Origin of the sequence: Ectothiorhodospira haloalkaliphila ATCC 51935, assembly GCF_000633935.1 — a bacterium.
Classification (GTDB): Bacteria; Pseudomonadota; Gammaproteobacteria; order Ectothiorhodospirales; family Ectothiorhodospiraceae; genus Ectothiorhodospira; species Ectothiorhodospira haloalkaliphila.
The window spans coordinates 179069-199708 of the sequence record NZ_KK214997.1 but is presented as its reverse complement, the minus strand read 5'-3'; the positions used below and the strand labels follow the sequence as shown (position 1 = coordinate 199708).

Below are 20640 nucleotides of genomic sequence, written 5' to 3'. Positions count from 1 at the left end.
CAATGAGACGCAACAGGTGAAGTAAAAGGAGATCATGATGAAAACATGGGCACGTACGATGGCTGGCGTTCTTCCAGCAGCGTTATTGATGGGGGCTGCGACCCTGCAGACGGCCACTGCACAGGATTTTGAAAGCTACAGGGACTATTTTGAACCACTGCCGGCGTTGCCGCCGATCCCGGCCGACAACTCCCTGACCCCTGAGAAGATCGAATTGGGCAAGATGCTGTTCTTCGAACCACGCATCTCCGCCAGTGGCGTGATCAGCTGCGCCTCCTGCCACAACCCCGCCCTGGGCTGGGCAGACCGCATCCCCCTGGCCGTGGGGCATGAAGGGCAGGTGGGTGAACGCAACACTCCCACGGTGCTGAACTCCGGCTTCCTGGAGGCTCAGTTCTGGGACGGTCGCGAGCCCGACCTGGAAGGGCAGGCCCTGGGGCCCATCGAGGCGGACGTGGAAATGGCCATGGACCTGGGCGATGCCCTGAAGGAGCTGGCGAAGTTCGATGAGTATGTGGAACGCTTTGCCGAGGCCTTCCCCGAAAAGGACGAGCCCCTGGAGGCCGACAGCGTGGCCCAGGCCCTGGCCAGCTTCCAGCGCACCCTGAACACGCCCAACTCACCCTTCGATCGCTACCTGCGCGGCGACAACCAGGCCATGAGCGAACAGCAGAAGCGGGGCATGGTGGCCTTCGTGAACAGTGGCTGCATCGCGTGTCACCGGGGGCCCAACATGACCGACAGCCGCTTTCACCGCTTCGAGTTGCCGGGCTCCACGGATGAGGGACGTTACGTGATCACCGGCGAGGAACGGGATCGGTTTGCCTTCCGTACCCCCACCCTGCGAAACGTAGCGGTCACCTATCCCTACTTCAACAACGGCAGTGTGGATAATCTGCACGATGCCGTGCAGTTGATGGGTGAGCAGATGCTGGGCCGCAAGCTGGAAGAGGATGCAGTGGACGACATCGTGGCCTTCCTGCATGCCATGACTGGCGAGATGCCGCAGGTGACCTTCCCGGCGCTGCCGTGATCATCCTCTGATCATCGGCCACCTCGTGGTGCCCGGCATGGTCCGGGCGCCACGACTTTCGGGCATGTCAATGACCGGGGTTCGGGAAAAAACCGCACTGCCCGTCTATTCTCGGTGGAGAGACAGATCACCCGGGTCACGGCCCGGCGTGAACCGGGAGGGCACCATGCGTCGGATCTTCACCCTGGTCACCATGTTACTCGTGGCGACGGCCACGGTTTCCGCCTCGTCCGAGGAGGCATCATCCCTGGGTGAGGGGAATGCTGCCTTCAGGCATCTACCTCAGTACGAGTCCTATCTGAAAAACAACGATGACACGGTCATGACCGAGTTCGGTGGGTCGGTGCCCCATCGCAAGCATGACGACTTCAACCCCCTGCCCATCGGCTACAAGCACGCCCAGCCCTATCTCAAGAATCTCTGGCTGGGCTATCCCTTCATGTATCACTACGACCGGGCCCGGGGACACACCTTTGCCCTGACCGACGTGACCAAGACGGACCGGGTGAACCGGTTCAGCGAGCATGCCGGCCTGCCGGCCACCTGCTGGAACTGCAAGACCAACACCATGCCGCAGTTGCTGGAACGCCACGGCGATGATTTCTGGTCGCAAAATTTTCATGACTTTCGGGAAATGCACGATCCCGTACACCACACCGTGGGCTGCACCAACTGCCATGACCCCGCCGACCGGATGCGTCTGACCCTCACCAGTGTGCCCCTCAAGGAGGCCCTGGCGCGTCAGGGCCGCGATTGGCGAGAGGCATCCCGGGACGAGATGCGTTCCCTGGTGTGTGCGCAGTGCCACGTGGAGTATTACTTCGAGACCGGCGAGCACGGCGTGGCGGCCAAGCCGCACCTGCCCTGGGCCAAGGGCATGAACCCGGAGGACATCTACCGCTTTGCGGCGTGTCATGAACGCTACATGGAGGCAGCCGAATTCTGCATGGCCTGCCATGAATTGGGGCACGTGCTCAGCGTGAGGGCACAGCGGGATCGCTGAGCGCACCGATGTGTCCGGACCCTCATCCCCACCCGTGATGGTACTGAAATGACCCGGGTTCCAGCCGATTCCGAGGCTCGTCTGCGCGAGCGCGAGGAACTCCTGGCTCAGTCCACAAGGTGCTTCTCAGGTGGCTGGAGGCAGACGACCTGTCGGATCAGGGCCTGACTTGATGGATGCCCCCGGCGCGGGGCTTCAGAGAGCGGCTCGAATGCCGATATATCAGAAACGTCCTTTTCGGCACGGCCCAAAGCCTGTTGTGCAGCGCGATTACCCAGGCACGATCATCCGGAGAATAACAGGTGCTCAAGAATATCAGTCTCAAAGTGCGTTTGATTGTGGTGATTGCCTTCCTCTCTGCGTTGCTGATGGTGATCGGTGGCATGGGTTTGACCGGGATGCAGGCTGCCAACGATGGTCTCGAGACCGTCTACGATGATCGGCTCATCCCTTCCCAGCAGATTGCCGAGATCGAGAGTCTGATGCAGGCCAATATCATCCAGCTCAACCTGGCGGCCATGCACGACCCGCGGCTGGAAGAGAGCCGACTGCATGACCATCCCATTCAACTGCACACCAACCAGGTGAGGGAAAACATCCGTCGGATCGACCAGGTCTGGAGTGCCTACATGGAGACCTTCCTCACCCCGGAAGAAGAGCGCCTGGCTTCGCAGTTCGCGGATCGGCGAGGGCGCTTCGTGCGTGAGGGCCTGTTGGAGAGCGTGCGGCTTTACGAGGAAGGTCAATACGCGGAAGCCAACATTCGCATGATCGAGGTGACCAATCCCCTGTTCGGGGAGGCGACTGAGTTGGCGCGGGCGCTGCTACAGCTGCAGTTGAATGTGGGCAGTCAGGAGTTCGAGTCGGCAGTTTCTGCCTATGAGACCACCCGCAACCTGGCCGTGATCATGATTGCGGCGGGCGTACTGATTTCGGCCTTGATGGGCTTCCTGCTGATCCGCGCCATCGTTACGCCGCTGAACCGGGCGGTGGGCTATTTTGAGGCCATTTCGGACGGCAATCTGGATAACGAAATCGTCATCACCCGCAACGACGAGATCGGCAAGGTCCTGGGCAATCTCGCCGACATGCAGGGCAAGCTGAAGGCGGATATCACGGAAACACGTCGTGTGGCAGCGGAGAATCTGCGGGTGCGCTTTGCCCTGGACAATGTGTCCTCAAGCGTCATGGTGGCGGCACCCGACATGAAGATCATCTATACCAACCGGGCCCTCGAAACGATGTTCCAGGAGGCCGGTGAGGATATCCGCACCGAGTTGCCGGGCTTTGACGCCGGGGCCTTGCTGGGGGCAAAGCTGGACGTCTTCCGTGACAAGCTGGGCGAGGCGCGCCAGAAGATGGAAAACACCCGCACACTGGTGCGCACGGAGCTGGACATCGGCGGTTGTATATTCCGCTTGATCGCAAGCCCGATTGTGGACGCCCAGGGTCAGCGTGTGGGTACCGTGATGGAGTGGGTGGACCGCACCAGCGAGGTTCATGTGGAGACCGAGGTCACCTCGCTGGTGGATGGGGCGGTCAAGGGCGACTTCAGCCGTCGGGTGGATACCGAAGAGCTGGAAGGGTTCTTCAAGCGCCTGGGGGATGGCGTGAACACCCTGATGGCGACAACCTCCGCCGGTTTGTCCGAAGTGGCCGCCGTGCTGGAAGCCGTCTCCGAGGGCGACCTGACCAAACAGGTGACCGGCGACTATGAAGGCACTTTCGGCGAGCTCAAGGACGATACCAACAAGACCGTGGCCCGCCTGCGGGATCTCATCGGTCAGATCAAGGAATCCGTGGATGCCATCAACACCGCCTCCCGGGAGATCGCCGTGGGAAATACGGACCTGTCCCAGCGCACGGAAGAGCAGGCCTCGAGTCTTGAGCAAACCGCCTCGAGCATGGAGGAACTGACCTCCACCGTGAAACAGAATGCTGACAATGCGCGCCAAGCCAGCGAGATGTCCAATCAGGCCAGTTCCGTGGCCCAGCACGGCGGCCAGAAGGTGGATGATGCGGTGGAATCCATCAAGGCGATCACTGCCAGTTCAGAGAAGATCAGCGACATCATCACCGTGATCGACGGCATCGCCTTCCAGACAAATATCCTGGCCCTGAACGCTGCCGTGGAGGCGGCACGTGCGGGTGAACAGGGGCGGGGTTTTGCGGTGGTTGCCGGGGAGGTGCGCAACCTGGCGCAACGTTCTGCCTCGGCTGCCAAGGAGATCAAGGATCTGATTGCAGAGAACGCCGAAACCACGGAGAAGGGCAGTCGGCTGGTGCTGGATGCCGGCAAGGCCATGGAAGAGATGGTCGGGCAGGTGAAACGCGTGTCGGACCTGATCAACGAGATCGCCGCCGCCTCGGACGAGCAGACCACGGGCATCGAGCAGGTGAACAGCGCCGTCACTCAGATGGACGAGGTGACCCAGCAGAATGCCTCGCTGGTGGAAGAAGCCGCGGCAGCAGCCGAGTCGCTGGAGGAGCAGGCCCAGGGTCTGGCCAGGGCCGTGAGTGTGTTCCGGGTGGATGACCTGGGCAGCGGCGGCAAGCTGGTGGGCGGCAACACCCCCGCACCGGCGCTGCCGAAGCCCTGATGGTCACGTGCCCGCCGCGCCCCTCACCCCTGACCCTCTCCCCGCAGGGGAGAGGGGGCGCTGGCTGGACCTGGGCCTGTTCCACTTTCCCCACCCCTCTCTCCGCAGGGGAGAGGGGCTTGATGTGAAAGCACCAAGGTTCAGTTATGGACGCTCCCTTCTGCCCCTCGGGGAGAAGGGCCGGGGATGAGGGGGGTGTTCAATGATGCGTGAGCGTTGGCCCCGTCAGCCCCGCATCTGCTTCTCCAGCTTGGCCCAGGTATCCCGCAGCGTCACCGCCCGATTGAACACCGGCCGCTCCAGCGTGCCATCCGGGTCCGGTACGAAATACCCCAGGCGCTCGAACTGAAAGCACTCACCCGGCGCGGCCTTGGCCGCAGCCGGTTCCAGGCGAGCATTTTCCAGGATGACCAGGGATTCGGGATTGATGTGTTCGATGAAATCCTTGTCCTTGTCACCCGCCGGATGGGGTACCTGAAACAGCCTGTCGTACAGGCGTACCTGGGCGGACACCGAATGCGCCGCCGACACCCAGTGGATGGTGCCCTTCACCTTGCGATCCGCCCCCGGCTGCCCGGAGCGGGTCTCCGGATCCAGGCTGCAACGCAGTTCCACCACCTGGCCGGATTCATCCTTGATCACCTCGTCACAGCGGATGATGAAGGCATTACGCAGGCGCACCTCGCCGCCCGGCTTGAGCCGGAAGAACTTTTTCGGGGCCTCTTCCATGAAATCATCCGCCTCAATGTAGATCTCCCGTGTCATGGCCACCTGTCGCGTGCCCATTTCCGGTTTCTGGGGGTGCACGGCGGATTCCAGCCATTCCGTCTCGCCCTCGGGGAAGTTGGTCAGCACCAGTTTCAAGGGTTTGAGCACGGCCATGGTGCGCGGTGCCCGCTCGTTCAGGTCGTTGCGCAGCGCGTTTTCCAGTACACCAAAGGGAATGATGGAATCCGCCTTGGTGACACCGATCTCCTGGCAGAACTGGCGGATGGACTGGGGCGTGAAACCCCGGCGACGGATGCCAGCCAGGGTGGGCAGACGTGGATCATCCCAGCCATGCACATGGCCCTCGTCCACCAGTCGGGTGAGACGGCGCTTGGAGAGCACGGTGAAATCCAGGTTCAGCCGCGAGAACTCGATCTGCACCGGGCGCGAGGGCACCGGCAGGTGCTCCAGCAGCCAGTCATAGAGGGGGCGATGATCCTCGAACTCCAGGGTGCACAGGGAATGGGTGATGTGCTCGATGGCATCACTCTGACCGTGTGCGAAGTCGTAGCTGGGGTAGATGCACCATTGATCCCCGGTGCGCGGGTGAGTGAGCCGGCGGATGCGGTAGATCACCGGATCGCGCAGGTTGATGTTGCCCGAGGCCATGTCGATGCGCGCCCGCAGTACATGGGCACCGTCCTGGAATTCTCCGGCGCGCATGCGCTCGAACAGATCCCGGCTCTCCTCCCGGGGTCTGTCGCGGAAGGGGCTTTCGATGCCCGGTTCGGTCAGGGTGCCCCGTTGCTGTCGGATGGTGTCGGCGTCCTGGCTGTCCACATAGGCCAGCCCGTGGTCGATCAGGTAGAGGGCCCACTCGTAGAGTTGCTCGAAGTAGTCCGAGGCATGGCGCTCGTGTTTCCAGGCGTAGCCCAGCCATTGGACGTCCTCCTTGATGGCGTCGATATACCGCTGCTCCTCCTTGGCCGGGTTGGTGTCGTCAAATCGCAGGTTGGTGTAGCCCCCGAACTCCTCGCCCATGCTGAAGTTCAGGGCGATGGACTTGGCGTGGCCCAGGTGCAGGTAGCCGTTGGGCTCGGGCGGGAAACGGGTGATCACCTGCTGGCATTGCCCGGCCTCCAGTTCCTTGCGAATACGGTTGCGGATGAAGTGGGTGGGGGCCTGGGGTTCGGGTGTGGTCATGGGGTCCAATGCGTTATGAGTAAGTCAGGGCGGGATTATAAGTGTCCGCTCAACCGGGAGCCAGCGCGGGCCGTTCGCAAACACCCTCTGACGCGCTTCCCGGCTGGTGTGAAATGTCGATGGATGAACCCCTTCGGGAACGGGCAGTCCCATAGGGCAGGCGTGCAGGTTGCCGGTCGGGGGACAATCCCCCGCAAGATTGAGTATGCTGTTTTCACTCACCAACGCGAGAGGTCCCATGAACGATCAAGCGAGAACCCAATCCCTTCCAGGGCCCGATTACTCCGACCAGGTGACCAACCAGGCGCTGCTGCAATGGGTGCAGGAGACAGTGGCCCTGTGCAAGCCCGATGCGGTGTATTGGTGTGATGGCTCCCAGGAGGAATACGACTTCTTCACCCAGCAGCTGGTGGATGCGGGCACATTCATTCGCTTGAACCCGAAAAAACGGCCCAACAGCTTTGCATGCTTCTCCGACCCCAGCGACGTGGCCCGGGTGGAGGATCGCACCTATATCTGCAGTCTGCGCAAGGAGGATGCGGGCCCGACCAACAACTGGGAAGAGCCCCGCGCCATGAAGCAGACGCTCAACGGTCTGTACGATGGCTGCATGCGCGGACGCACCCTGTACGTGATTCCCTTCAGCATGGGTCCCATCGGCTCGCCCATCTCCCAGATCGGCGTGGAACTGACCGACTCCCCCTACGTAGTGGTGAACATGCGCATCATGACCCGCATGGGCAGGAAGGTCATCGATACCCTGGGGGATGGCGACTTCGTCAAGTGCCTGCATTCGGTGGGCGCCCCCCTGGAGCCGGGTCAGAAGGATGCCCCCTGGCCCTGCAATCCGGAGGTGAAGTACATCGTCCACTTCCCGGAAGAGCGTTCCATCATGTCCTATGGCAGCGGCTATGGCGGCAATGCCCTGCTGGGCAAGAAGTGCTTCGCCCTGCGCATTGCCTCTTCCATGGCCCGGGACGAAGGTTGGCTGGCGGAGCATATGCTGATCCTGGGGGCGGAGTCACCCGAAGGCGAGAAGACCTACCTGGCCGCCGCCTTCCCCAGCGCCTGCGGCAAGACCAACTTTGCCATGATGATTCCCCCCGAGGAGTTGGGTGGCTGGAAGATCACCACCGTGGGTGATGACATCGCCTGGATCAAGCCGGATGAGCATGGCCAGCTCCATGCCATCAACCCCGAGGCAGGCTATTTCGGTGTGGCACCTGGCACCAACTACAAGACCAACCCCAACGCCATGGAGTCGGTGAAGGAAAACGCCATCTTCACCAATGTGGGCGTGACCCCCGATGGCGATGTCTGGTGGGAAGGCATGGAGGGCACCCCGCCCGAAGGTACCCTGAACTGGAAGGGACAGGTACATGAGCAGGCCTCCACTACCCCTGTGGCCCATCCCAATGCGCGCTTCACCGCGCCTGCCCATCAGTGCCCGAGTGTGGATCCCGAGTGGGAGAACCCCAAGGGCGTGCCCATCAGCGCCTTCATCTTCGGCGGCCGGCGCAGTACCACCATCCCGCTGGTATATCAGTCCTTCAACTGGAACTTCGGTGTCTACCTGGCCGCCACCATGGGCTCGGAGATGACGGCGGCTGCCTTTGGCAATGTGGGCCAGGTGCGTCGCGATCCCTTTGCGATGCTGCCATTTGCCGGCTATCACATGGCTGATTACTTCAACCACTGGTTGCAGTTCGGCCGCAATCTGCCCAATCCGCCAAGAATTTTTGGTGTGAACTGGTTCCGGAAGGATGAGTACGGCAATTTTGTCTGGCCTGGTTTTGGCGAAAACATGCGGGTGCTCAAGTGGATCATCGAGCGTTCACGCGGCCAGACATCGGCGGTGGAGAGCCCGGTGGGCTGGATGCCCCATTACGAGGACCTGGACATGCGGGGTCTGGACTTCTCGCACAAGGACTTCGACACCGTGATGGAGGTGGATCGGGAGGCCTGGAAGGAGGAACTCATGGGCCACGAGCAACTGTTCTCCAAGCTCTATGACAAGTTGCCCAAGGAGTTCTTCTTCATGCGCGAGTTGTTGCTTTCGGGGCTTTGGCGGTCGCCGGAGCACTGGCACCTGGCGCCTGAACGGGAAAACTGAAACCGTTCCAGCCGGCCCGGCGGAGAATCCGTCGGGCCGGTTTTTCGACCCTCCCATAGTATTCCCGAAGAGAAGACGTTGATCATCCGGCTGCCGGCTCTATACTTGGGCGGTTTCAGGGGGATCCTGCCCCTTATCCTGGAGCATGCTCATGGGTGGCCATACGCGGGAGACCCCACTCGCATCAACATTCACGCCTGCCCCACGACGGCGGGCTGCGCTTTCCCTGCGTTGGCTGATCGCTATCCCCATGGTGCTGATCACTTTCATTGCCTCGGGCGTCGTGGCATGGCTGGCCATCGTGGACGGTCGGGATGCGGTGAACGATATTGCCCGGCAACTGCGCACCGACGTGCTCGCGAGGGTGGAGGATCAACTCACCCAGTATCTGAGCATTCCTGCACAGGTCAATGAGAGCAATGCGCGTGCACTGCGCAGTGGTATTCTGGATCTGCAGGATTCAACCACGGTGCAGCGTTATTTCCATGGGGTGATCGAAAGCCAGCCATCACTGGCGTATTCCTTTTTCGGTACCACTGAGGGCGAATTCTACGGGGCGCGACGCATGGCCGATGGGGATGTGCAGGTGGTGCGTGCAGGGGAGGTCACTGGGGGGGATTCCCATAATTTTTCCACCAGCGAATTGGGTGATGCCCTGGAATTGAAGCAGGTCTACCCGGGCTTTGATCCCCGCGCCCGGCCCTGGTACCAGGCTGGCGTGGCTGCAGGCCGCTCCACCTGGACGCCCATTTACCGTCACTTCGTCCTTCATGACCTGGCGCTAACGGCCTCTCGACCCCATTACGACGCCGACGGGCGGTTGCTTGGGGTGTTCGCCGTGGACTATGTACTCACCCAGATCCACGCCTTTCTCCGGTCGCTGAATCTGACCCCCAATGCTCAGGTATTCGTCATGCAGGGCGATGGTCACCTGGTGGCGGCTTCCACGGCACCGGAAGGGGGATTTTTCCGGGAGGAGGCAGGGCAGTTCCTTCCTGTTCCCGCTACTGAGTCCGGAGTGGCGTCGGTGGAGGCTGCCGCTCAATTGCTTCAGGAGCGCCCGGGGGGCCTGGTGGCCATATTCCAGGACGAATTCCTGAATTTTTCAGCGGAAGGAGAGGAAAAATACCTTCAGGTCAGGCCCTTCGCTCCAGCGCCAGGGTTGGACTGGATCCTGGCTGTGGTAGTACCCGAGCAGGATTTCATGGGCGGGATTCGGGATCAGACCCGCACCACCCTCATGATCATTGCGGCCGTGCTTTTGCTGGCCGGATTGCTGGGGTTCCTGATGGCCGGTCGCCTTGCCGCGCCCATGGAGCGACTGGGGCGGGACGCCGATGCCCTGGCCAGGGGACAATGGGAGCGCAATCCCCGTCGGACGACGATCCGCGAATACAATCAGCTGGACCGGGCTTTCCAGGCCATGGCCCGGCAGTTGAGCGATCAGTTCCAGCGCGTTCGGGAACAGTCTGATGAGATCCAGGAACAGAACCGCCTGCTTGAGCAGCGAGTGGCCGAACGCACGGCTGAACTGGATCAGACCACCAGCCGGCTGCGTGCCTTCTTCGAGAATATTCCTGGCTACATCGTCATCATTGATCGGCAGTACCAGATTGTCAGTGCCAGCCAGAGTCTGCTGGAGGTGTTCGGCATCAATGATCTGGAAAAGGTGCTTCATCAGCCTTGTTATCAACTGGCCTGGGAGCAGACCAGGCCTTGCCAGCAGTGTGCGCTGGAAGAGTGTTTTCGAACCCGGCAGCCCGTGGTGCGCTACTCCACGCCTGAAGAGGAGGCAAGATTCGGCGGCCGCTCCATGCAGATCTTCAATGGTCCCATCCTGAACGACCAGGGAGAGGTCATCGGTGGCATGGTGTATTACTCGGACGTCACCGATCTGCGTGCCCTGGAGCGGCAGTTGATTGCGGCTCGCGAGGTGGCTGAGGCGGCCAACCAGGCCAAGAGCGAGTTCCTGGCCCGCATGAGTCATGAGATCCGCACTCCCATGAATGCCATCCTGGGCCTGAGCGAGCTGGTGATGCTGGAAGGCGTGCAGGGGCAATCCCATGAGTTCATGCAGATCATTCAGCATTCGGCCCGACACCTGCTCGCGGTGATCAACGACATCCTGGATCTTTCCAAGATCGAGGCCGGACGCATGGAATTGCTGGAGTCCGATTTTGATCTGCACCATGCGCTGGAACAGATGGTGGGCACCCTGAGAATGTCTGCTCAGGACAAGGATCTGGAACTGGCCCTGGAGATGGCATCCGACGTGCCCCGCTACCTGCATGGTGACATGCACCGTCTGGGGCAGATACTCATCAATCTGGTGGGGAATGCCATCAAGTTCACTGCAGAAGGCGGTGTTCGGGTGACAGTCCGGGTTCTGGGTACCCGGGGGACGCAGGTGGATCTGGGCTTCGAGGTGATCGATACCGGCGAGGGGATTCCTGAAGACCGTCAGGCGGAAATCTTCGACACCTTCACTCAGGTGGATGGTTCGGCGAAACGCCGCCATGGAGGTACCGGGCTCGGACTGGCCATCACCCGCCAGCTGGTGGAGAAGATGGGTGGGTGCATCAACGTGACCAGTCGCCCCGGGCAGGGGAGTACCTTTGGCTTCAATGTGGTGCTTGAACTCGGCGATCCCGAGAAAGTGCCCATGACCGAGGGCGCCCACCCGGCGGTATTCCACAATGCCCCTCGGTCCCGTGTCTGGCGGATCCTGCTCGTGGAGGATACTCCCGCCAATGTGGTGGTGGCCGAACAACTGCTCAAGCGTCTGGGACATGAGACGGTTTCGGTGACCCATGCCGAGGCTGCCTTTCAGCAACTGAGCCTTGAGCATTTCGACCTGGTGTTGATGGATGTAGAGATGCCTGGCATGAACGGCTTTGATGCCACCCGGCATATCCGCGACGGAGGTGCCGGGGAGGGCAACCGCATGTTGCCCATCATCGGACTGACCGCACATGCTCTGAGTGAGTATCGTGAGCGGGGGCTGGACTCGGGGATGGATGACTACATCTTCAAGCCCATCAGCCTCGGTGAGCTTGGGCGGACCATCGATCATGTGATGGGTCACTGCAATACGGGGAGTGCAAGCTCCGGGGCCTCCAAGCCCCGGTCCACTGCGCCCTGCGTGGACCTGGCACTGGTGATGCGGCGCCTGGGTGGGGATCATGAACTGCTCATCGAGATGCTGCTCACGATTCTCCCGGACTTGCCTGAAAAGATGGGCGCGCTGGCCCAGGCCCTGAATGAGGAAGATGGCGATACCGCCGCACGGATCGCGCATACCCTCAAGGGGCATGTGGCTACCATCGGCGCCCAACGGGCAGCGGAGCTGATCGAGGCCCTGGAGGCGCTGGTGCACAGGGGTGATTTTCGGCAGGCGGCGTCCCGGCTGAGCGGCATCATGGCCGAGCTGTACCGCATCTATCAAGGCACCCCCGCCGCCCTCAAGGGCGTCTTGGCGGGGATGCCCGTGGATGAGCCCGCCGTGCGCCATGGACTGCCTCAGGTGGAGGCGCTGACGCGCGAACTGGGCCCTTCAGGCCGGGCACGAGAATATTGAGAATGATCCATCCATCGCGGACGAACCACTGGAAATTGATGAATCATGATCCTTGAGGCCTGGTTTACCGCCTCGCTGATCGTGGGCATGCTGGCCATGCTCACCTTCACGCGTGCAGCCCCGGATCTGGTGTTCGTGGGGGCCGTGGTGATCCTGCTGCTGGCGGGCATCGTCAGCCCACGGGAGGCCTTTGCCGGTTTCTCCAACGAGGGCGTGATCACCGTGGCGGCCCTCTACGTGGTGGTGGCCGGCCTGCGCGAGACTGGAGGCATCCAGTGGATCGTCCAGTCCCTGCTCGGGCGGCCGCGCTCCCTGTGGCGGGCGCAAATGAGACTGACCACGCCAGTGGCGGTGATGAGTGCCTTTTTGAACAACACCCCCGTGGTGGGCATGCTCATCCCGGCCGTGAACGAATGGGCCCGCAAGCTGGATCTGCCGGTGTCGCGCCTGATGATGCCCCTGTCATTTGCCGCCATCCTGGGAGGGACGATCACGGTCATTGGCACCAGTACCAACCTGGTGGTCAATGGCCTGCTGATCGATCAGACCGGCACCGGTCTGGGCCTGTTCGACATCGCCTGGGTAGGCGTACCCGCGGCCTTTCTGGGTCTGGGCGTGATGCTGGTCTTCGGGCGATATCTGTTCCCCGATCGCCGACCGCCCATGAGCCATATCGACGATCCCCGGGAATACACCCTGGAGATGCTGGTTGAGGACGATGGTCCTCTGGTGGGGCGGAGCATTGAGGAGGCCGGCCTGCGCCACCTGCCTGGTGGATATCTCATGGAACTGGACCGTCAGGGCACCCTCATCCCCGCTGTGTCGCCCCAGGAAATGCTCCGGGCGGGCGACCGGCTGATCTTCGTCGGGGTGGTGGAGTCCATGGCCGACCTGCAGCGCATTCGTGGTCTCACCCCGGCCACCGGGCAGGTGTTCAAGCTGGATGGCCGGCGCTCCGACCGGGTGCTCCTGGAGGTGGTGGTGTCCAATACCTGCCCGGTGGTGGGCATGACCATCCGCGATGGGGGGTTCCGCAACCGCTACAACGCGGTGGTGATCGCCGTGGCCCGCAACGGTGAGCGACTGCGGGGCAAGATCGGCGACATCGTTTTGCGCCCGGGCGACACGTTGCTGGTGGAGGCGGGTTCGAGCTTCCTGGCCCAGAATCGCAACCGCCGGGACTTCTTCCTCATGACCCAGGTGCAGGATTCCGCCACGCCCCGACATGACCGGGCCCTGGTGGCCATGGGGATTCTTGTGGCCATGGTTGGCAGCGCCAGCCTGGGCCTGCTCAGCATGCTGGAGGCCGCCCTGGCGGCGGCGGGGCTGATGATCCTGAGCGGGTGTGTGAGCATGTTCACCGCCCGTGGCAGTCTGGATTGGTCGGTGCTGCTGACCATCGCCGCTGCCTTCGGCGTGGCCGCCGCCATGAACAATACCGGCCTGGCCCAGGCCGTGGCCTTGAATGTGACCGGGCTGGCCGGTGATCAGCCCTGGTTGAACCTGTTGCTGATCTATCTGCTCACCGCACTTTTCACGGCACTGATCACCAACAACGCCGCCGCCGTGCTCATGTTCCCCATTGCCTGGGCCGTGGCACAGGATCTGGGTGTGAGCCTGATGCCCTTCGCAGTGGCCATCATGTTCGCTGCCTCCGCCAGTTTTGCCACGCCGTTTGGCTACCAGACCAACCTGATGGTCTACGGCCCCGGGGGGTATCGGTTCAGTGACTATCTGCGCGCGGGCATCCCCATGACGCTGGTCACCGGAGCCCTGGTGATCCTGCTGGTGCCACTCATCTGGAGCTGGTGAGCCACACTTTCCCGACAGGAAACATTGCCCATGACCTTGCAGGAACTTCAACGCCTCCACCTGTTCGAGCCCCTGAACAACGACCAACTGGCGCGCATCCAGTCCACCCTGCGGGAACGCCACTGCCGGGCGGGTGAGCCCTTGTTTTCCCAGGGAGATCCGGCGCCGCATTTTTTCCTGGTGAAGAGCGGGGCCATGAAGCTGTACCTGCTCTCAAGGGATGGTGACGAGAAGGTGGTGGAGGTGATTCAGTCCGGGCAACTGTTCGCCGAAGCGGTGATGTTCATGGATGAGCGGCGTTATCCCGTGAATGCCTCAGCCCTGTCGGACACCCATCTGGTGATCTTCGACACCGAGTGCTTCCTGCAGCTTCTGGGGGAATCCCCTGATCTGGCCCTGAAACTGCTGGGCGGCCTGAGCCGCCGCATGCACGGATTGCTCAGTCAGATCGACGAACTCACCCTGCACAATGCCACCTATCGCCTGGTGTCCTACCTGCTGGCCCAGGCCCACTCCCAGGCCGGACAGGTGCGCCTCTCCATCCCCAAGCAGGTGATTGCGTCACGGCTGTCCATGAAACCGGAGACCCTCTCACGCATTCTGGCCCGCCTGCGGGAACGGGGCCTGCTGGAGGTGCAGGGTGAAACCCTGGTGCTGCTGAATGAGTCCGGGCTTCGGCGAGTGCTGGAGTAGTCGGGGCAGGGCGCGACAGGCGGGATGCCCCCGCAATGAACATCCGGCATAATTAGCAGTCTCTAATAAACACTCACATCGCCCACAAGGCTGCATCATTCATGTCCGATCATGGCAAACGCCGTTCCAACCCCGTCCCCAGTTCCCGTTTTGGTCGCCTGTGGCACCTGGGCATGGCCTCCGGCACGCTCGCGGCCGGGATCGGCTTCAAGGGCCTGACGGAGCTCACCCGCAAGAGCAACGGCAGTCGCCCGGCACGCATCGATCTGCCCGGCAAGCATGCACAGCGTTTCACCAATCGCCTGGCTCGCATGCGCGGGGCGGTGATGAAGATGGGGCAGCTCATGTCCATGGACGGCACGGACCTGCTCAGCGAGGAGGCCTCGGAGATCATGGGTGCCCTGCGCCAGGGCGCGGAGCCCATGCCCCTGGGGCAACTCAGTGGCGTGCTCAATCGGGAATATGGCAAGGGCTGGGAGCAGCAGTTCAAGCACATGGATCTCACCCCCATTGCGGCTGCCTCCATCGGTCAGGTGCACAAGGCCGAAACCCGCGACGGTCGCACCCTGGCGCTGAAGATCCAGTTTCCCGGCGTGCGTGAGAGCATCGACAGCGACATCAACAACCTGGCCTTCCTGTTCCGCCAGTTCCGCATCATGCCTGCCGGCGTGGACCTGGGGCCCTTGTTCGAGGAGGCTCGCCTGCAACTGCACCGCGAGACCGATTATCAGACCGAAGCCGAGTCCCTGACGGCCTATGGCGCCATGGTGGGGGATGATCCGAACCTGTTCGTACCCCGGCTGCATCCCGATTTGTCCACGGAGAATATCCTGGCCATGGACTTTGCCCCCGGCGAGCCGGTGGACCGGATGATCTCCGGCGACTATCCTCGGGAAGATCGTGACCGGGTGGCGACCCTGCTCAGTCGCCTGGGCTTCCGGGAGCTGTTCGATTTCGGGCTGGTGCAGACCGATCCCAACTTCAGCAACTATCTCTACGACATGGAGTCCGGGCGCGTGTCCCTGCTGGACTTCGGTGCCGCCCATCGCGTGCAGCCCCATTGGGTGGAGGTTTACCGCCATCTGGGTCAGGCGGCGTACTCTCAGGATCGAGAAGACATGCGCCAGGCCTGCATCGAGCTGGGGTATCTCAAGGAGGACTCGGATCCGGCCGATGTGAACGAGATGCTGGACCTGCTGTTGCTCTCCGGCGAGCCGCTGCGGCACGAGGGCCCCTATGATTTTGGCGCCTCGGACCTGTTCGAACGGGTGTATTACCGGGGCAAGGATCTGTTCCTGGACGAGCGCTTCCGCCACATGCCCGAACCGGCCACCCTGTTCCTGCATCGCAAGTTCATGGGTATGTTCCTGCTATGCCGCAAGCTGCGGGCGCGGGTGGATATCGGCCGGATGATGATGCCTTACCTGGGCCTGGACAACCCGTAGACCCTGGATATCGACCGGACGATGACGCCACACCCGTGTCCGCTCCAGCCCTTGCAGCCGCCAGGCAGGGGTTGGGCCACCGGACAGATACGTCCAGAAACGGTTGATCTGCGCTTGTCTGCATCGATTGGATGCTACAATCGCCTCATATTGATGCGGGGTGAGCTATGATCAGTCAGCCGGAGAAAGAAGAAAGTCGCGTCAGCGTCGCTGGCCGGAAGGCCAGGGCCTATCGCCCATCCGTGGATGCCACTCGTGAGGTGGTCAGAAAAAAGCTGGGGGACATTCCGGAAGAGGTGTTCTCCAGTCGCAAGATGTTTATCGATGTCTCTCGCAAGGGCATTCCTGGTGATTGGGTTAAAAGTGTGGTGGAGGCCACGGGGCTGCGAGAAGCATTTCTGGGGATTCTGAACATCGATTCTGGCAATCTCAGTCGCGTTTACCGTAGAAAAGCCCTGCCCAAGGAGACTTCTGAGGAGGTGCTGGATGCCGTCCGGTTGCTCCGCCAGGCAGCAGATGTCTGGGAGTCGTATGACCTCGCCATGCAGTGGTTCAAGAGTCCGGTACCGGCTCTGGGTGACGAGCGCCCCCTTGACCTGATCGACACCTTCGAGGGTCGTCGCTGGATTTCGCAGGTACTGAACAAAATCGAGTATGGGGAATTCAGCTGATGCGGATTTTCCGCATCACGAAGGAAAAGTACCTGGAGGTCTATACCGGGTTGGGTGGCAGCTACAAAGACGGGGCTCGCTGGAATCTCCCTGGTACGCCGGTGCTTTATTTTGCATTGTCGGCGCCGCTCGCCATGCTGGAGATGGCGAATTACACCGTAACCCCGAGAATGGTGCCTCCGTCTTATCGCCTTGGAGTGTACGAGATTCCTGACGATATTCCCATTGAGTATCTGGCGCAGGAACATTGGCCTGAGGATTGGGCCCGCTTTCCTCATCCCGAATCCACGCAGAGGCTCGGCGATGAGTGGCTGAGAGAGGGAACGGGCCTGGGCTTGATTGTCCCGAGCTGCGCTGTGTCGGCAGGCCTCGGTGAAATTATGGTTGTCAATCCGCGGCATGAGTTGACCGAGCAGATCAAGCTCGTGGAAGCGCGGAGGGATATTTTCAATCCCAGAGCGTTTCCAGGTCTTGGCGATTAGCGACCCAGAGCCGCCACTCGGCCTCAACCGATGAGGGTCTCCAGCCCTGCCTCAAGCGGACATTCGTCACTCGCCCTTCGGTGTTGGGGGCAGGCAGGCCAACGGTTTCGCTGAGCTTGATATCCTGAAGGCCAGCAGAATCTCGCACGGATGAGACCATATTGCCGTTGGCGGCTGGCAGGGAACCCAGCAAGGGTGTGGATGCACCGACGAACGTGCGCCACCGCCCGGAGCGTACCCTGTCTCTATTAAATCGTTGAGGAACACTTCCCAGCGCCCAAGGAGCGTCGGCGGCAGCATGCCCTGCATCTCTCGGACTCCTTCTACGTTGATGCCGAGTGTCTGGGTGATTCCAGCCCGGTAAGGGGAGGTTTGCATCAAGACACGCCAGCGCGTGACCACGAGTGAACTATGGTTCACAATACGGTCCAATGGTCACGATCCAGACAACCAGTACGTTCGATGCATGGTTCGAGTCACTCCGGGACCGTCAGGGCAAGGCCCGGATCGCAGCCCGATTGCGGCGCGTGGAGATGGGGCACATGGGCGACGCGAAGACGGTCGGCAAGGGCGTGCAGGAGATGCGGATCGACTGCGGACCCGGATACCGGATCTATTTCACCCGGCGGGGCATCGAGATCGTGATCCTGTTGGCCGGTGGCGACAAGGACTCCCAGCAACGGGACATTCGCGCGGCCACCGAACTGGCCCGGCAGATTGGAGACTGACGACATGACCAACGTGACACTGAAGCCCTGGGACGCAGTGGACCACCTCCACACGGACGAGGACATGGCCCTCTATCTCGATGCCTGCTTCGCTGAAGATCCCGGGGACGGGAGCCTGATCCGGGCCGCTCTCGGAGACATTGCCCGAGCCCGCGGTATGACCCAACTGGCCCGGGACACCGGCATGGCTCGCGAGGGACTGTACAGAGCGCTGTCCAGCGAGGGAAACCCTGAGTTCACCACGATCATGAAGGTTGTGCGCGCCCTCGGGCTTCGGCTGCACGCCCAAAGCGCGAACGAGAACCGGGAACCGGGCGCTTCGGTGCAGTAGCGGCCACTCGAACGCGAAAGCCCCGGTCTTGCCGGGGCTCAGACGGAAATGGGGGTACGGGTCTCTCAGTCAGTCCCGGGCGCGACGCTACAATACTCCTGCTCGCGCGGCTTCCCCGGTCTGCCGGGGACTCTTGCCGACCCATAGCGGACGGTCTGTGGAGGTGTAGAGAGACTCCACTCGTACTCACAGCTGCCACTCGAAATACCCCGGATGCGATGGGATTGAAGACCACAGATCAAGCCCCCCGCAGGATGAACTGTAACTTGATGAGTGCGTATGTCGACCAGCGCCGGGGCCGTCGGGTGATCCTCGCCAACTTACCATCCGGTACCACGTTATTTCGGGCGCATTCCCCGCAGACCCAACACTAAGCCGCCTTGCCGTGGCGCTCACGCCAAAGATCGTAATCGAGTTGCATTCCCGCCCAGACTTCGGCACGTCCGCCTCGCTCCACACCCAGCCAGCGCTCGATGCGCAAAGCCATCTTCGGTGAAATACCCGCGTGACCGTGAAGCACACGGGACAGCGCTGCCCGCGTGACGCCCAGTTCGCGAGCCGCGGCCGCCACCGAAAGCCCCAGCGCTGGCAACACGTCATCTCGCAGGATTTCTCCGGGGTGCGGTGGATTGTGCATCGTCATCATGACCCTCCTCAGTGGTAGTCCTGATAATCGACCAGGATTGCATCACCGTTATCGAACTTGAAGGTCAGCCGCCAGTTGCCGCTGACCGAAACGGACCAATGCTCCGACAGGTTGCCTCTGAGTGGGTGCAAAGCCCAGCCTGGCAGATTCATGTCCTCCGGGGTGCTAGCCCGATTCAGCACAGCGAGTTGACGGGACAGTTTGGCAGCATGCCCGCTCTGGATACCCACCTTGGACCCAGTCTCGAAGAATTTTCGGAGGCCTTTGTGCCCGAAGCTCTTGATCACGCCCCTGATCGTATAGTATCGGTATACGTCATGCAATGACGTCCATCACGTGACGCACCAAGTTTCATCCACACCTGGTTCCGACTGCTGAGACCAACTTTGTGAAACCCGTAAAACCTTCACCCTTCAACCTCGAAGGCCTTCCCGAAGCGCTCCCCATGTGGATCAGGCTGGTTCGGCGTGCCCGTTAGAGAATCGACTTCAGCCGCTCAGATCCAAGCCCTCCAATGTCCGCTCAGGGCCGGTCAGCGTCCTTGGAGGGGGGATCACTGACCGGCCCAGGCAGATCAGCACTCGGTGCGTTCGGCCATCTCCAGGGCGTCATCACTGCGGCCCAGGTCAACCCAGTGACGCTTGTCGTGATCCCGGGCAATGAAGAGCAGCAGCACGGAGGCACTGCGGATGGCCTTCTCCTGCCGGGCGGCCTCACTTTCCGGTTTGACCTGCTTGGTCATGATCCAGCGTCCAAACCACCGGGGAATCGTAGGGAACCCCAGGGCCTGTGCGGTCAGGCCATCCCTTTGCTCCGATGCTTCTCGTCGGGAAAACCGGATCCACGACACGAGTTCCGTGACGAAGGCCGGGTCGTTGAACTGGGCGATGTTGCCCTCCCGGACAAAGCCGATGATCGGTTCGATATCAGCATGACCGACCCGGAACGATCGCAACATCACGGACTCGCAAGGATTGGCCTCCAGAAGCCGCACTGCAGCCTGGTGTCCAAAAAAAAGGGCGGCTATAGGGTCTGGCCCGGCTGGGTCCGTGCCTGGCAGGAGGGGCCCGTGTGCTAAGGCTTGTACCCCAGTTCCAGTTCTGCTTGTTGCTCCGTGCGCGGATCCAGCTCGGCGGCTACCGCCGATGTGCGGGTGATGGGCACGAAGCCAGCCTTCTCTTCGGGAGCGACCGCCGGTTCCCGCAGGATCCGCCAGAGGGCAAACAGGGACAGCCCCGAGGCGATCCCGGCCACCAGCGCGCCGACCACGCCCACTGGCGTCCTGTGGTAGAGCGCCTTCAGTGACAGGGGCTGGGCCTTGATGGGGGTAGGCTGCAGGGCCGGGGTCAGGGCGATGGGGATCAAGCCCAGGCAGAACAGGATGGCCACCAGGGCAAAGCTGGCCAGGTGGCCCGGCCCGTAGATCAGCACCAGAAACTGTCCCACGCCGAGCATCACCAGGCAGATCATCATGTAGACGGCAAAGATCTGGCCCCGGTTGTGTCGAGCCCGTTCATTGAGCCAGCTCTCGATGACCATGTAGAGCCCTACCACCGAGATGCCGTTGAAGATGCGCAAGACCCACCACACCCAGG

17 protein-coding genes are annotated in these 20640 nt (G+C 61.8%); 12 read left to right on the top strand and 5 right to left on the bottom strand.

Annotation, left to right across the window (positions count from 1 at the left end; translation table 11 throughout):
- Positions 1-88: 88 nt before the first annotated feature.
- The 3 genes from ECTHA_RS0106850 (at position 89) to ECTHA_RS20530 (ending at position 4636) form a co-directional block, all read left to right on the top strand.
- Positions 89-1033, top strand: coding sequence for a cytochrome-c peroxidase (locus tag ECTHA_RS0106850; RefSeq protein WP_244875619.1), 945 nt, complete (start codon positions 89-91; stop codon positions 1031-1033).
- A gap of 166 nt (positions 1034-1199) precedes the next feature.
- A complete protein-coding gene (locus ECTHA_RS17395; protein WP_084306798.1) occupies positions 1200-2036 on the top strand; it encodes an ammonia-forming cytochrome c nitrite reductase subunit c552 in 837 nt (278 codons plus the stop codon).
- A gap of 302 nt (positions 2037-2338) precedes the next feature.
- Positions 2339-4636, top strand: coding sequence for a methyl-accepting chemotaxis protein (locus ECTHA_RS20530; protein WP_051582610.1), 2298 nt, complete (start codon positions 2339-2341; stop codon positions 4634-4636).
- Between the two features lie 225 nt (positions 4637-4861).
- Here the strand turns inward: ECTHA_RS20530 and ECTHA_RS0106835 are convergent, their stop codons facing one another.
- Complete coding sequence (locus ECTHA_RS0106835; protein ID WP_025281664.1) at positions 4862-6547, bottom strand: glutamine--tRNA ligase/YqeY domain fusion protein; 1686 nt, start codon at positions 6545-6547, stop codon at positions 4862-4864.
- Positions 6548-6785: 238 nt separating this feature from the next.
- Here ECTHA_RS0106835 and ECTHA_RS0106830 point away from each other — a divergent pair, with 238 nt between their 5' ends.
- From ECTHA_RS0106830 to ECTHA_RS0106790, 9 genes are all read left to right on the top strand, one after another.
- Positions 6786-8660: a phosphoenolpyruvate carboxykinase (GTP) gene (locus ECTHA_RS0106830; protein ID WP_025281663.1), complete on the top strand. Its 1875-nt coding sequence runs from the start codon at positions 6786-6788 to the stop codon at positions 8658-8660.
- A gap of 250 nt (positions 8661-8910) precedes the next feature.
- A complete protein-coding gene (locus ECTHA_RS17385; protein WP_025281662.1) occupies positions 8911-12237 on the top strand; it encodes an ATP-binding protein in 3327 nt (1108 codons plus the stop codon).
- Positions 12238-12282: 45 nt separating this feature from the next.
- A complete protein-coding gene (locus ECTHA_RS0106820) occupies positions 12283-14049 on the top strand; it encodes an SLC13 family permease (protein WP_025281661.1) in 1767 nt (588 codons plus the stop codon).
- A gap of 30 nt (positions 14050-14079) precedes the next feature.
- Positions 14080-14742, top strand: a complete 663-nt coding sequence (locus tag ECTHA_RS0106815; protein WP_026623610.1) for a Crp/Fnr family transcriptional regulator — start codon at positions 14080-14082, stop codon at positions 14740-14742.
- Positions 14743-14843: 101 nt separating this feature from the next.
- Positions 14844-16187: an ABC1 kinase family protein gene (locus tag ECTHA_RS0106810; protein ID WP_025281660.1), complete on the top strand. Its 1344-nt coding sequence runs from the start codon at positions 14844-14846 to the stop codon at positions 16185-16187.
- 167 nt (positions 16188-16354) lie between these two features.
- Positions 16355-16858 carry an antitoxin Xre/MbcA/ParS toxin-binding domain-containing protein gene (locus tag ECTHA_RS0106805; protein ID WP_025281659.1) on the top strand — a complete coding sequence of 168 codons (504 nt, stop codon included), beginning with the start codon at positions 16355-16357 and terminating at the stop codon, positions 16856-16858.
- Positions 16858-17340, top strand: a complete 483-nt coding sequence (locus tag ECTHA_RS0106800; protein ID WP_025281658.1) for an RES family NAD+ phosphorylase — start codon at positions 16858-16860, stop codon at positions 17338-17340. The genes ECTHA_RS0106805 and ECTHA_RS0106800 overlap by 1 nt, the downstream gene beginning before the upstream one ends.
- Before the next feature lie 431 nt (positions 17341-17771).
- A complete protein-coding gene (locus ECTHA_RS0106795) occupies positions 17772-18068 on the top strand; it encodes a type II toxin-antitoxin system RelE/ParE family toxin (protein ID WP_025281657.1) in 297 nt (98 codons plus the stop codon).
- 4 nt (positions 18069-18072) lie between these two features.
- Positions 18073-18399, top strand: coding sequence for an addiction module antidote protein (locus ECTHA_RS0106790; protein WP_025281656.1), 327 nt, complete (start codon positions 18073-18075; stop codon positions 18397-18399).
- Between the two features lie 370 nt (positions 18400-18769).
- On the opposite strand, the gene ECTHA_RS0106785 is transcribed toward ECTHA_RS0106790, so the two are convergent.
- From ECTHA_RS0106785 to ECTHA_RS17380, 4 genes are all read right to left on the bottom strand, one after another.
- Positions 18770-19042 carry a HigA family addiction module antitoxin gene (locus tag ECTHA_RS0106785; RefSeq protein WP_025281655.1) on the bottom strand — a complete coding sequence of 91 codons (273 nt, stop codon included), beginning with the start codon at positions 19040-19042 and terminating at the stop codon, positions 18770-18772.
- An 11-nt stretch (positions 19043-19053) separates the two neighbouring features.
- Entirely contained in the window at positions 19054-19332 is a 279-nt protein-coding gene (locus ECTHA_RS0106780; RefSeq protein ID WP_025281654.1) for a type II toxin-antitoxin system RelE/ParE family toxin, read from the bottom strand.
- 287 nt (positions 19333-19619) lie between these two features.
- Positions 19620-20003, bottom strand: coding sequence for a hypothetical protein (locus ECTHA_RS0106775; RefSeq protein ID WP_025281653.1), 384 nt, complete (start codon positions 20001-20003; stop codon positions 19620-19622).
- A gap of 116 nt (positions 20004-20119) precedes the next feature.
- Entirely contained in the window at positions 20120-20623 is a 504-nt protein-coding gene (locus ECTHA_RS17380) for an MFS transporter (protein WP_051582609.1), read from the bottom strand.
- Between the last annotated feature and the right edge of the window lie 17 nt (positions 20624-20640).